This window comes from Vibrio sp. YQ_11 (genome assembly GCF_043103065.1).
GTDB lineage: Bacteria > Pseudomonadota > Gammaproteobacteria > Enterobacterales > Vibrionaceae > Vibrio > Vibrio parahaemolyticus.
The window spans coordinates 81,138-96,657 of the sequence record NZ_JBICJM010000049.1 but is presented as its reverse complement, the minus strand read 5'-3'; the positions used below and the strand labels follow the sequence as shown (position 1 = coordinate 96,657).

General features: G+C 48.6%; 4 protein-coding genes. All 4 read left to right on the top strand.

Annotation, left to right across the window (positions count from 1 at the left end; genetic code table 11):
- The 4 genes from ACF8EG_RS20665 (at position 1) to ACF8EG_RS20650 (ending at position 15,350) form a co-directional block, all read left to right on the top strand.
- Positions 1-471, top strand: a complete 471-nt coding sequence (locus ACF8EG_RS20665; protein WP_392419713.1) for a hypothetical protein — start codon at positions 1-3, stop codon at positions 469-471.
- Complete coding sequence (locus tag ACF8EG_RS20660) at positions 471-731, top strand: bacteriocin (protein WP_392419711.1); 261 nt, start codon at positions 471-473, stop codon at positions 729-731. The genes ACF8EG_RS20665 and ACF8EG_RS20660 overlap by 1 nt, the downstream gene beginning before the upstream one ends.
- Positions 731-2,242 carry an ATPase gene (locus ACF8EG_RS20655; protein ID WP_392419710.1) on the top strand — a complete coding sequence of 504 codons (1,512 nt, stop codon included), beginning with the start codon at positions 731-733 and terminating at the stop codon, positions 2,240-2,242. The genes ACF8EG_RS20660 and ACF8EG_RS20655 overlap by 1 nt, the downstream gene beginning before the upstream one ends.
- 127 nt (positions 2,243-2,369) lie before the next feature.
- Positions 2,370-15,350, top strand: coding sequence for a PLxRFG domain-containing protein (locus ACF8EG_RS20650; protein WP_392419708.1), 12,981 nt, complete (start codon positions 2,370-2,372; stop codon positions 15,348-15,350).
- Positions 15,351-15,520: the final 170 nt, after the last annotated feature.

Genomic DNA, 15,520 nt, shown 5'->3' with positions numbered 1-15,520 from the left:
ATGAGTAGAGACGATAGTAATGCGAATCGCCTTGGGCAAAAGTCCGTGTTCGGCAAGCTTATTAGTACAACCACGAGTGATGTTAGCGCGCCGGGACAAATAAGCGTGAGTAGTAAAGCCGCAACGAACTACGCGAATGTCACCCGGGCGCAGTATGACGACTGGTTAGAGCGGTTTTACCCTCGTCAAAAAGAACTCATGGATTCAACGCAGACTGGTGCGCTTCTCAAAGAACAACTTGCTAGAGTGGATGACAATTTTGATTCTGCAAACGAGGCAGCGCAAGTTGCCAACAGCAATCAGCTGGCTAGGTATGGCTTAGCAGCCAGCCAGGATTCAACCGCTCAAGCGAAAAGTTCTCTAGCTAATGTAACCAGTAAGAACAGCTTGCGAGAAAATGAGAAAGAACGAGCCTTGTCGGTATTGAGTGGTTCTGGCAAATCAAACTTGAGTCAATTAGAGGTGTCGTAATGGGATACAGTTTATTGCAGTTAGGTGCAGATACACGCAAGCAAGCGCTTGCTGGTTTAGAGTCGTCAGCATCACGAGAAGAACAGCGCGATCAGCTAGAGCAAAACCTTAAAGATGCGGCTAAAGCGAAAAAACTAAGCTCTGTCACGATGGGTGCTGGTATGGGTATGGCAATGGGTGCTCAAGTGGGTAGTGTTGGTGGTCCAATGGGCGCAGCGATTGGTGCGGCAGCTGGTCTGGTATTGGGAGAGTTATTCTAATGGCATTAGACACAAGAGGCGCAATGGATGGTCTGTTACGAGGCTATTCAACAGTAAAGAACATTCAGAATGACGAAGAACGTATGCAGATGCAGCGAGACGGCATTAAAGAAAACAATCGTCGTTACAGGGAGAGTCGCAACGATACCCTAGCGCGCTATGCGATTGATGATGAGCGTTACCAAGCTGAACAGAAGAAAGAAGCCGAACGTTACCAGAGCGAGCAAGAGCGACTTAAAGCCAATGATAAGCTCGATAGGCAAGTCAAAACGGCTCAGTTATCCAACTATCAAGCGGAAGCGAAGCATAACAATGTTAAGTTTAACCGCGAACAAAAGCTAAACTACTTGCAAGATAACATGCCGCTCATCCAAGACGGTGTTCGACGCTTCATGGAGACTGGCGAGATTGATAACATCTTTGACAATGATTACGTCAAAGGTGGCGCGTATGATCCGAGACGCTACACACCGGCCATTGTTCGTGCTGCGTATGATGTCGAAGCCGCTATGCCAAAAGTGTTAGCGGGGGAAATGGATTATCGGGATAAACACTTTACCACGAGCCTAGGCAAGCTCCTGGAGCAAAATGTTAAGCAGGGCATTGGTGATAAAGACGAAGCAACCGGAAAGGTGATCAAGGATAAAGAGTATCTAAGGCATGACTTTGTTGCGGATATCGACCCAAACCGCGAGGGCGATCAGCCAGGTGTTGTGGTGGGTATGAAAATCACCTATGAGGATGGTTCAACCAAAAACGCCCCGGTCACAGAAGGGCGAAGTACGTCGCCTGATGATGCGGTCAAGGTTATTCCATTAGATCGTTTTATGGGTGAGGTAGCCGGTCAAATCAAGCAATCTAAGCAGTTCTTTACCAGTACTCACTATAACAATCTGTTTGGTGCGAAAGATAAGAACAGCAAAGAGATGGAGAAAGAATATCGCCAGGCACTGATTGACATTGCTCAAGACGAATCCAAGGCATTATCTGAGCTAATGAGCCCGACCGAGGAAGAAGTTGCCGCGGTTAAACGCCAGTTCGAGGAGCGCCGTACCGTGGTAAATGGCATCTACGGCAAGGTCACTAAGACAGACAATCCAGGACAGACACCAGGACAAAGTAACACTGCAGTCATGTGGGCTGGTAATGACGCCACGAAAGCTCAGTTCTTGCAGGAATTGTCCAGCTCACAAAACATTGATCCGAGTGGTCTATCTGCCGCGCAATTGGATGATTTGTATCAACAGGTGGTGGCCGCTAGAAATAAGCAATCTAGAGACAAGGCGAATGAGCAGAAGTTGGCAAATATACAAAATCAGCGCCGAGAGAACGGACAGCAAACGGCGACAGTTCCAGATCTGGAAACTAGCGAACCAGGGAAGCCAGCAACCAGTTTGCAGGATGTAATTTATAGCGACAACCTGGCGAGCATCGAGCAATTAGGCAAAGAACAGTACCAAGAAGACAGTAATAACCTGACCCGATTACGAGATTACCCTCGCGTGTGGTAGTCCCTTTTATCTGGTTCGATTAACGGAACTGTGGTACGTTTTACCACAATACAACCAGTCTCTCTATCAAACCGCTGCCCCGAAAGGGGTGGCGGTTTTTTTATGCCTATAAAACAACGGAGCCCCTATGCAGGACAAGCAATTGTTAGGCGCGAATCCTAACGATAAATCGACCGTATCTGCGACCTCTGATATGTCGCAATCGTTCATCCCTCAAGATTTCCAATTCAAGCCAGTCAAAACCCCTCACAAAGATCTCGATGTTACAGCCGGTGACACGCTAAAAGCCGTGGGTTCTGGTGCGCTCCGTGGTGTGGCGGGGATTGGTGAACTGTCAGAAAACCTTTTCGGTGTGGGTGAAAGTCTTCGTGACCTGGCGAATTCTGGCGCAGATGCGCTAACGTCAAGCATGACAGAGGACGGCCAAGCCGCCGTGTCTTCACGCTTACTGGAAGATAATGAAAACGGCAATCCAACCTTTTCTGATGCAGCTGGCGACATCGATGTATGGGCGATGAAAATTGCAGACGGCCTAGGCTCATTGGTGACTAACTTTGCTGGTGGTGGTGGTGCTGGTTTTGCGGCAAAGGTAGCGCTCAAAAACACCATTGCTAAATCGATGCTGAAAAAAGGCTTTGGTAGTAAGGCCGCAGGTCAAATCGCAGACAAGGCTATATCACTTAGCGCTGGTACTGGTGCGGTAGCAACGGGTATGGGTACCTCTCTCGGTGGTGCGAGTCTCGATGCGTACAACGCGACAATGGAGCTTGATTCGGGCTGGTTGGCCGAGAACTCAGATCACTTTAAGCAAACAGCGCTAAGACTGTCTGAGCTACCAGAGAACCAAGGCAAGTCGGCTACTGAGATATTCGACCAGGCAAAAGAAGAAACGGCACGTTACGCCAGTGCGCAAATGTCAACGGACCCAACAGCAATTGCAGCCTCCGTAGCGGGTGCGATGGGTGACAAGTACCTCTTTGGCGCGCTGCTAGGTAAGATGGGTAAAGGTGCGGTATCTGGTACGGTCAAAGGTGCGATCAGTGAGGGTGGCACTGAGTTTATTGAAGGTTACGGACAAACCGTGGCTCAAAACCAAATCGTTGGTGATGTTACCGGTCAGGATATCGACCCGACCGAAGGTGCAATGTCTAACGCCCTGGAAGGTATGTTGATTGGTGGTGCATTAGGTGCGCCGATTGGCACGGTTGGTGGTGCGATATCTAAACGTACCGAAAGCGATGATGACCAGGACACAAACCCGCCAGCGGCAACACCGGCTCCTGGTGTAGATAGTGAGCCAGTAGCCAGCACTGAACCGCAACAGCCGGCACAGGAACCGCAAGCAAGAACCAGACGCCCGTTGTTTAATGGTAACTCGGTTCAGAATCATTTGTCTGATGCGTCAAAACTCAAAACTGAATTGTCGAAGTTGCGCCCGAACAAGCGTAACCAGCCGTTAATTGATGAACTGTCTAGCGGCCTGGACCGTTACACGAACACGCTCAGTCAAAACCCGGACCTATCACCAGAAGAAGTGCAAGCCGCGCAACGTGGATTGCAAAACATCTTCACTCAGTATCAACAAGTGTTTACGCCTGGTGCAAGTTTCGAGTCGATTTACGGTGGGCAAGAAGCAAGTTCGCAAAGTAACAATGTAGCAACGTCGGAAGGTGCGAACGTAGTAAGTGAGCAAGGTGAGAATAAAGCACCTTCGCAAAGTGCTGCGAATACAGCTACGAATACAGCTACGAATACAGCTACGAATAGTGCTACGCATACTGATGTTGTCATGCAGCAACAGCGCATCGATGCAAAGATTAAGCAGCTCCGAACGGAAAAGCCAGACAGTCAGGATGTTGCATACCTGGAAAGCACAATCCAAAACTATGGCACGGCATTAAACACGCCGCAGCCAGAGTCCTCTCTGCAAGCCTTAAAAAGTCACTTAGATATCGTAGAGCAAGCGGTAGATGGTGAGTTAAATCGTCCAAACACAAATCAAGCAGCAAACCAGGGAGATCGCCTGGCAGAAAGACGCAAGGCAACACGCCAAGCGTTAGTGAACAAAGGAGTTTTGCCAGAGCGAAATAGTGACCAGGAAGTTATCGACCTGGCTCGCGCCTGGGACCCAGATCGAGCTCAAGAGATTGAAGCTGAGTTGCGTTCTGATTCAATAAGCGAACAAGAGGCTAACGCGCTCGAGGCTGAGTATATCAATATGGCATCGTCTGCCAGCGCTGCTGGTGTTGACCCGACGACCACTAACTTTGATCGCCGTGTTGAGGCTAATCGTCAAGATATGGCCAATCGAGAGAAGCCGGTCGAACGAGCAGCAAGAAAAGGTCAGGAGTATGACTTTTCAGACACAATCACGCGCCGTAGAAAAGCTATCCGTGAAGAAATTCAACAATCAATGCTGCCAGAGGACCGAGCCGATAAGCGCAAGCTCGAACGCATGGTTGACCTGGAATATGCGCGCCAGTACCCAGGTGAGGAAGTTGAAACTGCCGAGCAGAGTGATACCGGCTTAGAGCAGTTTGAGCAGCCAGAGTTTAACCGAGCAAACTCACAGCGCGCAATCGAAAGCCGAGCGCAACAGGCATCCAATGCGGCTAAGGTGAGAGAGTCAGAGCTCGAGCGTGAATCTCGAGAGCCTGGTCCTGAAGAAAATCCTAATTGGTTTGGCACCAACCCACGCACCGGTGAACGCACCACTCGTAGCTACATGCGTGATATTACTAATCGTGAAGCGCAATCACAGTTAAGCGAAGATAAAGCCGAGAGTGAGAGAATTGAAACCCGCCAGGCAAACCTAACCAACCGCCGTGAACAATTGGCCGAGCCGGTATCGGGCTTTAGTCAGCGTCCTAACTCAATGAAAATGCGTGAAGACGGCAAGAAGCCAATCAGAGACTTTGCAGGCATCAACTCGAAAACAACACGAATGTCTAAGCGTTTGCGTAAGCGCCTGAACAAAGCAAAAGGCTTTGATACGGATACCGTGCTCAATGAACTGCAAAATCACGAGAAACGCCTTGCTGCTTATGAGCAAGCCGCCAGAGACCGAGCAGAGCAAGAAGCCAATAACCCAGAGAACATCAAGCGCAGAAAGAGCGCTGAATCCTTGTTCCAGGAATACATTAGCGATCCAGAATCGAAAGAGTTTGCAGAGAGTGAAATCACTCGCACTATCCGTAACATTGCTAACTCTCTTGAGCAGTCACCGTCAACGGTCCTCGAGTTCGACGGCCAATCTATGCCGGTTGCTAAGGTTCGTGCGCAGCTGGCGAATGGTGTTCGCACCCTGGCAGAAAAGTACCTGGGCAAGACAGCCGCCATGATGGAAGGTGCGCGCCAGAAGAAATCCCAGCGTGATATGGAAGCGGTCAACGAACGTAACCGTTCAGCCAAGCAAGACGAGCTCCGTTATTCTTTCTCTGATGCGCGTAACCGCACGAATACGCCGCGCCGAACCAATCAAGATGAGTCTGGTGAGTCTGGATTCGCTCCAAATCCAGAAATTGAGGTGATCCCAGGAGTTGAGCATTTAGGTCAATCAAATGATAACGACAACTCTTTATCCAAACTCCGTGAAGACGGATATGAGATGGTTGTTACTCAGCGTGATGGTATGTTTGGCGACAAGAATGTCAGCGATGCACGAGAAAACCCTGGCAATTACGTCACCACCCAATCAAGCCGTGGGCCATACACTCTTTGGAAAAAGCCGAAACCGAACATTGTCGAAGCCGCTAAACAGGTTATTCGTGATGTGATCGAAAAGAATGGAGGCCCCAAGCCGAGTATGAAGGGGGTTCGCAATGCGTACCGTGATGCAGGGTTCACGGCGAAAGAGCTCCAAGAGGCGCTAGGTGAGCAGTCAATTTCAGCATTTGAAAGTCAGGTTAAGAAAGAGGTAGCCGAGCAGCTAGCCAAAGAAGATGCGACTGTATCACCATCCGAAGGTAATGAAGTGCGACAGTCGGAAGGTGATAGCAATGTAGACTATGAAAAACTATATGATCTGGTTAGACAAGCATCGAACGAATATCCAGACAATGATTATGTCGTTGCAATCAAAAACTTTGGCTTAGTAAGTAGGATTAAAGAGCATTATCCAGGCGTTAATGTGTCAACCATTATTGAACAGGCTGGTGGAGTGTCAAAGTTTAAAGAGGTCTTTGCCGATGAAAGAACCTCAAAGCAAGAAGGTGAGGGCGTAGCAGGGTCGGAAGGTGATGCGGTAGGAGGTGGCGATGGTGCGAACACAATAGCGATCGCCAGTGGTGTTGCTGAGTCTGATGTTCGTGGGCATGTTGAAGCTGGTGGAACGGTCCAGAACGGCGATAAGTCATATAGCCTCAAAGAAACCAATCACGGTTGGGTAGTGCAAGAAACCTTTGAAATGAATGGCGGGCTTCACGGTCTTGAGCATGGTGGTAACTTGCTTCAAGGTGGGTTCACCAAAGGTCAGGCCGTGGATAAGTTGTGGGATAAGGTTCGTTATAGTATCCCGGATAGCCAAACAGATGCACAAGACCAGGATTCTGGCCAAAACCAAGAATCTAATGAAATCAAACCGGTAGATAGCAATATTTCTCTACTAAACGCGATAAAAGGTCGCGTTAAATTTGGCTTTGAAATTAAGAACAATAACGACTTAAAACGTTTAGCGGCTAAGTTGTTTAATGTGGATAAAATCTCAGAAGTAACCGGCATACAGCTCAAGAAAGTTCAAGAAGCCTACGAGACGGTTAAAATTGCTCACCGCCGCCATATGGCTACAAAAGTATTAAGTAAGAACAATACCCCGGCTAGCGTGAAGAACGTATTCGACAAGATGGTTGAGGAATACGAGTCTCAGCCACGATTGAACGCTCGCAGTGCGAATAGCGCCAAATTGCAAGCGTACAGTACGCCAGCGCCGTTATCTTTACTTGGTAACCTGGTGGCAAGCATCGATGCAAACACAACAGTCCTTGAGCCAACAGCAGGGAATGGTCTGTTATTGATGACAGCTAAACCAGGCAATACTTTTGCAAATGAACTGGACCCAGTTCGTGCCGAGTCGTTACGCTGGACCGGATATCCAACCACAACGCTAGACGCAACTGGCAATCCATTAACTAATGGCATGATGAGCGATAAGGTAGATCGTGTTATCACTAACCCGCCATTTGGACCGTTACGCGACGAGAACGGAAAGCGAGTTAAATACGAGTTCACCAGTGCGCACGGAAAGGAACACAAGATAGGCGAGCTGGATCATATGATTGCTTATCGCGCCCTGGAATCTATGAAGTCAGACGGTAAGGCTTACTTAATCATGGGAACTAGCCGGGAAAAAGGAGATCTTTCAGTTAATCATCGTAGTTTCCTTAACTGGTTGTTCCAAAACTATAACGTTACAGACTACACTGAAATTGATGGTAAACTGTATGAGAAACAAGGTGCAGCTTGGCCGATAATGCTTATCGCAATTGATGGTCGTGCCGCAGCTCCAACTGGCAGATTTGCCCCGGTAGACAGTCAGTTTGTACGCCACAACTCATGGGATTCGCTATATGACCACTACAATGAAAAAGGTTTACTGGATACCAAATCATCCAGATTTGAGCACATCGTCTCAAGCCCTGCTATTGTGCGAACTGGATATGCGTCGTCAGCTTCCAACGCTGGATTGGACAACAATGATGCAGGAACTCAAGGAAACGCTACCGTACCTAATTCAACAAGCACCAATGCCGGTACGCAACGAGATCAAGATACTGATGGATCTACCAATGGAGACGGACGCAACGGACCCGCAGAACCTAGCGAATCAAATAATGGAAATAGCGTATCTAACTCAAGCGGAGAAGTATCACGACCTGGACCAGTATCCGCAGAAAGTACAGAAGGAACTACCGGACGACCTCAAGCAAGCACTCAGCGACCTGGACCTACAAACAGCGGTAGACCTTCTGCTGTAGAGGGTGACGAAAGACCGGCGGCCAATTCAAAGAGCCGCCAAAACAAATTCCAATCTACGTACAGCTCCGCTTCCACTGGCCACAACGAGAATATCCTTACTCCATCCAATATTGAGTATTACACCACTAAGGCGCTAGAAGACCTCACCAAGCAAACTGGCGGCATTGACCAATACGTTGCTGACAAGCTTGGCTATGACTCAACAGACGATGTGCACGATGCGTTTATGGGCCTCCAGGCTGACGGCGTAGCCCTGGCGGTCAATGCTATCGAGCAAGGCAAAGCTATTGTTATTGGCGATCAAACCGGTGTAGGCAAAGGGCGCCAGGCTGCTGGCGTACTCCGCTATGCTATGGAACAAGGCAAGATCCCGGTTTTCATCACACAAAAACCTAACCTGTTTACGGATATGATGGATGACCTGGCCGACATTGGCGTGAGTGACTTCACTCCGCTTATCATGAACGCCGACGAAGGGATTAAACGAGTAGATAACCCTGGTACCACAAAAGAAAAATCATACTACAAGCATAAACACAGTGCGGCCAAACTGGCTCCGCTGCTACAGCACATTAAAGACACTGGCTCTATGCCTGATGGTTACACCGGTCTGTTTTTGACTTACTCGCAAATCAGCTCAGATAAGAAAGGTATTAAACGCTCTGTACTTAATTCCCTGGCACCTAATGCCGTCATGGTTATGGACGAAGCGCATACCGCAGCCTCGGGCAAGGATTCTAAAGCGATTGTTGGTGAGTTCTTCCAGGGCAATGAAAAGAACGGCGGTTTAGGCTATGTCGATAAAGTTGACGGCCTGGTTTACCTTTCCGCTACGTATGCCAAGCGTCCAGAAAACATGGCGCTATACAAACGTACTGACCTTGGTCAAGCAGCTGGTGGACGAGACATTACCGAAGCCATTGAGAAAGGCGGCTACGGGATGCAAAACTACATTGCCGCTAAGATTGCTGAAGCTGGCCACTACGTTCGTCGTGAGCGAAGCTTTGACGGCATCGAGATACGCGACGAGATTATCACTGCTGATGATCAGCTTGAAACCTCCTTTGATGCTGCCACGAAAGCCCTGCGCACAATTCAAAGCCTATCTAGCGCCTGGGCTAACTACGTAGAGTCTGAGCTCGCGCAAGATATCGCCATTGAGTATGGTTTAGATACCAACGTAGCCGGCAACAAGGCCGATAAAAACATCAATGTAAACTCGTTTAGCTCGGTGGTTCACAACTACATTTCCCAGCTCACGCTCGGATTGAAAGCTGACAAGATCGCAGACCTGGCAATCGACGCCATTAACCGTGGTGAGAAACCAGTCATAGCGCTAGAAAATACGCTAGGCACTGCACTAAACGACTACATGAATGATAACGGCCTGAGCTTTGGCGATAAGCTTGGTAACTTGAATTACGGCACGTTCCTAAGCCGTACCATTGATGGTGTGCTGGCGTACTCGGTGAAAGAGCCAGGCGCGAAAAAAGGCGGAAAGATAAAAGTCAGCATCGATGACGTTAGTAGCCCGTTGGTGGTCGCGCTGTATGAGCAAGCGCAGCAAGCCGTTGCCGAAATGAGTAACTTTGATATCCCGGCGAGCCCAATCGATCACATGCGCTACCGCATCGAGCAAGCCGGTCACAAGGTGGCAGAAATCACCGGGCGTGATGCCATGATTGACTACAAAACCACGAAGCTGAAAAAGCGTAGCACTCAAGAGATTAAGGACCGTCGCGGTTCAGTAGATAAGTTCAATGCAGGTAAGCTCGATGTGTTGATTCTTAACCAGGCTGGCTCAACGGGCCTGTCTATTCACTCTCGTAGCGATTACCAGGATACGCGAACCCGATACATGATTGTCGCGCAACCAAGTTTGGACATTAACACTTACATGCAGATGCTTGGCCGTGTTAACCGTACCGGCCAGGTGGTGGTACCTAAATACGCGAACGCCTGGTTAGACCTGCCAAGTGAAAAGCGCCCGGCAGCGGTCTTGTCTGGAAAAATGGCAAGTTTGAACGCCAACACCTCGGGCTCTACAAATACGGCGACCTCGGTTAAGTCGTTCGACTTGTTAAACAAGTACGGCGATGAAGTAGTAGAAGCATATGTGGCTGACAACTTTAGCGACTTAGTTGAGTACAGCCCTGAGTTTAACAAGGTTGGCCTCCAGGAATCGCCGGCTAACTGGTTCTTGGGTAAGTTGGCTGTGTTGCCTGTCAATATGCAGCGTAAGGTGTTGGCAGAGCTTGATGAGGCCTATTCAGAGAAGATCACGTATCTCAATGCGACAGGGCAAAACGACCTGGACCTAACTGAGTTGGACCTGCAAGCCGAACCGATTGAGCAACAAGTTCTTGTGGAGGGTGATGATTCTCGAGGCGTATTCTCTGAGCCTGTATACCTCACAAAGATTAACGCCAAAGCTCCTGGCAAGGCACCATCCTGGAGTGAAGTTGAAAGCGCCCTTGCTGACAGTGATAAACAGGCGATTGATTCTAATATTGAAAATGCAGTTAGCCAGGCAAACGAGTACCTAAGTAAGCTCGAGGACCAGGTTAAAAAAGCAAAAGAAGTGATCGATGATGCAGTTAAGCGCGGAGTCGATACCACGAAAGCAACGGAAGCTCATCAAAAGGCACTCGATTCGCTATCAGCCTACAAGGACCGTATTTCAGAATACAAGCGCACAATGAGTGGCGCACATGGCTTGAATGTGAATGTCACGCTAAGAACGCCAGGCGCAGAGGACCGAGTATTAACTGGTGTTATCATTGATGTTGTTCATGAGTCTAAAACGGGCGACCCGCTTGCCAACTCCAAAACCAAGTTAAAGGTGATGGTAGCAGATCGCAGTAGAACGATACCGCTTAACTACAAACACTTTACTGATTCAACAATCACTCCGGTCGGTTACTACACAACCAATGAGCATATGAAGCTCATCTTTAATCGCCAGGCTGAACTGCCTCAACAAGAAATCCGCTACGTAATGACCGGTAACTTGGTTATGGCTAACGACCAGACGATGAGGAACGGAAACATTATTCCTTTCACCACCAAAGATGGTCGCGTGATTCAGGGCATGTTGTTGCCTAATAGCTTTTCGCCAGATACGGACATACGCACTCAAATCACTTCAACGCCTCAAGAAGCACTAGAGTGGTTGAAGCAGACTAATAACCGTGAACTTTCTTCGCTTGGCCTTTCGACTGAGAAAGGGGATGCTTTATTGCGTAAGCGCCATGACCTTCGCAATGGAACTCACTATGTTCTAGAGCTGCCTAAGTCGGTATCGAAGGGTATGAAGTATTGGGGCAATCCAGACGTTGAGGCGGTAATTGGTGAACAAGCGCTGTCAGGTGGTGGCACCTTCACTACGCGCATTGATGAGTCTGACCTGGATGCTATCGTTGCGGCATTTGACGGCATTGAGCCACTTAATATTCGCAACACGGCTCAGGCCGAAGACTACAATCGCATTAACGGTATCGAATCAGACAAACCAACAGCGTCAAACATCTACTTCTCTAGAGGTAGTACGGATGCAGGGCGTACCAGGGTGAAAACCGGCGAGCGGTCCCTCAGCGCTGGTGGCAAACGAGCCGCCGTTGATACGGCAGTTAAGACGGCGATGAGCAAGCTCGGCATTAATGATTTCACGCTCTCTTTTGAAACGGTCGATACGGAGGCGCAACTTCCTGATTACATAAAAGAGTACATAGACGCATCCAATGCCAACGGCCAGGTATACGGCCTGTATGATGGGAGAAAACATAAGGTCTGGGTTGTCGCTGAAAAACATAATAAGCCTTCTGATGTAGAGCAAACCATCTTTCACGAGGTTGCTGGTCACGTTGGTTTGGCTCGCTTGCTGAAAGAAGCAGGAGCGCAGCCAGATATTAATACTTTAGCTATGCAACTAGGCGGCATCAAGGGAATTGCCAAATTTGCAGATGAAAACGGGATTAACTTAACTCCTTACCTGGATACGGCCAAAGGATTGACCAAGGAGCAAGCTGAAAACATGCTGGTGCATGAACTCGTCGCTCACATGGCAGAGAAGAAGAAGTTTGCTAAACCAATCCAACGTATGTTGGCTAAGGTTCGCCGTTTCTTCCGTGATCGTTTGGGCTTTATCTGGTCGCCTAAGTTCAACAATGATGAGTTGATGGACCTGGTGTTTAGAGCAAAGAAAACCCTTGAGACTCCGCCACCTCGCTCTCGTGAATACGTAACGGATGATGCGCTATTCTTTTCACGAGCTCGAGAAACTACCGGAAAACCAGGGTACCAACCAAATATGAGCGCTGACCAGGCGCTCGCTAAACGACAAAGCAAGCTCATGCACAGTATCAAACAGGCGTTATATAACGCGCCTGTTATTGGTCAAACGCTCGATAAGATGGGCCGCTCCAAGTATGCCCTGCTGACGTTGCGTCAGCTGGGTGAGGTTGCCGGTTGGGTGAATAAGCCACTAGGAAAGCTGGTGGATAACTACCTGGCTGAAATCAACAAAATGACGGCGACCCAAAACACCCTGGCAGAAGAAGCCGCGACCATATCTCAAGACCTGAGTGATTGGGCCAAAAAACACCGAGCTGATTCCGATCAGCTCTTTTCTTTTGCTCATGATGCTACGTTGGCAGATGTGGACCCTTCTGACGCTTTCCAATCCAGGAAAGAAGACTTAGAAAAAAGCATGACCAGGAATGAGCGTATTCTTAAAGAGGAAGGGGGTGTAAACAGTGAACGTGGTGCTAAGGCGTTTGAGCAACTACAGGAAGACAGAAAAGCCTACGACAACGAAGACAATCGCCGCCGTGAGCATATCCGCTTGCGGAATGTTTGGGGTACGCTGAACCCTGAACAGCGCCGACGATTCCGTCAAATGCGTGACCATTACGTTGAGCAATCCGCAAAAATGAATGAAGCGCTCGAGAAGCAAATTAACCGTGCGGTAGAAGATACCAAAGTTCGCAAAGCTATGATTGCTGAACTACGCCAGCAACAAGAGAGAGCCGCCAAGGGGCTTTACTTTCCGCTATCTCGCCATGGCGATTACTGGATTGATTTTGTTGATGAGAACGACGAACGCCAGTTCATGATGTTCGAAACGAAAGGCGAAATGGAGCTGAACGCTCAAAAACTCCGTGACGCTGGCTTTGATATCAACACGGGCATGAAAGCGCAGTTCAATGAGGTCCAGAAAGCCTCACTTCCATTTGTCGCTGATGTAATCAAAATGATCCGCTCATCACACATGAACGAGCTTATGAAAAACTCGTTAAGTGATGAAATCTACCAAATGTATTTACGCACTCTGCCGGCTCGCTCGATGAGACGTAATTTTATCCATAGGAAGGGGGTGGCAGGTTTTAGCCAGGACGCGATACGCGCCCTCGCTGACCAGGGCTTTAAGCAATCACGCCAACAAGCTCGCTTGGATCACATGGATATCCTGGATAATCACCTGGATGGAATTCAGAAGTACGTAGGTAAGTATTACGAAACCTACGGCAATGAAATGCCTCACAAGGTTGAAGCCGACCGAATGGTTGAAGAACTCAACCAGCGCCATGAATGGGTAAGAAACCCGGCTCGCAGTTCTTGGGCTCAGAAACTTACCGGCCTTGGCTTTGTCTGGTTGCTCGGTCTGACGCCAGCTGCCGCCCTGGTCAACTTAACTCAGCTTGTACAGATAGCAATTCCGGTCCTGGGCTCCCAGCATGGCATGGCCAACGCTTCAAAAGAGATTGGTATCGCTTCGAAAGAATTCTTTAAAGCTGTATCGATGAAAGGACGAAATAAAGATCATGGCTTCCTGGCTAACGTGGTGAAAGGGCAGGACAAGCAAGCGCTTATCGAGGCAATTCGCCAGGGCGCTATCGACACTACTCAGGCCGCAGACCTTATGGGCCTTGCTGAAAACCCGAACGCGAAATACTCAGGCACCTGGAACAAGGCAATGAATATCATCGGCTTCTCGTTCCACCATGCCGAAGTGTTTAACCGTGAAGTTACGTTCCTGGCTGCTTATCGCCTGGCTAAAGAGAAGCTAGGCGACCATGATAAAGCGGTAGACCAGGCAATCAAAGATACCTTCGACTCGCACTATGATTACTCGAGCTTAAACCGAGCTCGATTTATGCAAAGTGATATTGCCGCAGTGGCTTTACAGTTTAAGCAGTACAGCCAAAACACCACGTACTACCTATGGAGCAATATGCTGAAATGGCTAAAGGGTGAGTCTCCAGAAGTAAAAGCAATGGCTAAAAAGCAATTGCTTGGCACCCTGGCGAGTACCTTTGTTATCGGTGGTGCCGGGGCGTTGCCTCTTACCTTCCTGATGACCGCTATTAATGCCGCAGAGGATATTATCGGTGATGACGATGAGCCATTCGACGCAGAGACGGAGCTAAAAGCTATGCTGTCTGGTGCGTTTGGTAAAGACGCTGCTGCGCTGATTTGGCATGGCTCGCTCCCTAGCATTGGTGGCCGTATCTCTTTGGATGATTTGTGGGTTCGTAGTATCGACCGAGATATTGATCCAGACAAAGCTTACATGGAGTACATGAAGCAAGCTGCCGGCCCTGTTCTTGGTGGTATTGCTCTAAGTTGGGCGCAAGGTTTGTCTGATATGACAAATGATCGCTTTGCTCGAGGTCTTGAACGTATGCCACCAAAGGCAATCAAAGATATCTTGAAAACCGCTAGATTCATTAGAGAAGAAGGGATAACAACGCGAACTGGCTCAGAGGTAGTTGGTGACTTGAGCGGTACGGAGCTAATAGGCCAGGCAATGGGCTTTAGTGTTGGTCGCGCAAATATTCAATACGATGAGAACAACGGTATTAAGAACTATGAGTTACATGTTCAAAGACGCCGCCAGCGATTAGTCAACGCTTACTACACAGCATTTAGATTGAAAGATAAAGAGTCAATCAAAGAGGTGATGAGCAAGATTAAGCGATTCAATCGTTCTGAGTACGGTCGATTAAACCCGATCTCCAATAAAAACTTAATGCAATCCATCAAGGCGAGACAACGCAACTTAGCCAGAACAGCGAACGGTCTGCAAGTCAGCCCTAAACTTCAAAGGCTGGTGGCTGAGTACGATGTGTTTTAACTAATGAAAAAAGGCCCCTGACATGGAGGCAGGGGCCTAAACAAAAAATACACTTGATGTATATGTACAAACAACGTGTAAACGTCAGTTGGCTAGTGAGACCGGCTTAATTGTCTCGTGAGGTATTATCTCATTGAAATATAAAGTCGGCAACTCTATACCACGCTGAT

Bases quoted from the DNA above. Each gene is read 5' to 3' on its own strand.
- ACF8EG_RS20665 (WP_392419713.1), top strand. From the start codon at position 1: ATGAGTAGAGACGATAGTAATGCGAATCGCCTTGGGCAAAAGTCCGTG.
- ACF8EG_RS20660 (WP_392419711.1), top strand. From the start codon at position 471: ATGGGATACAGTTTATTGCAGTTAGGTGCAGATACACGCAAGCAAGCG.
- ACF8EG_RS20650 (WP_392419708.1), top strand. From the start codon at position 2,370: ATGCAGGACAAGCAATTGTTAGGCGCGAATCCTAACGATAAATCGACC.
- ACF8EG_RS20655 (WP_392419710.1), top strand. From the start codon at position 731: ATGGCATTAGACACAAGAGGCGCAATGGATGGTCTGTTACGAGGCTAT.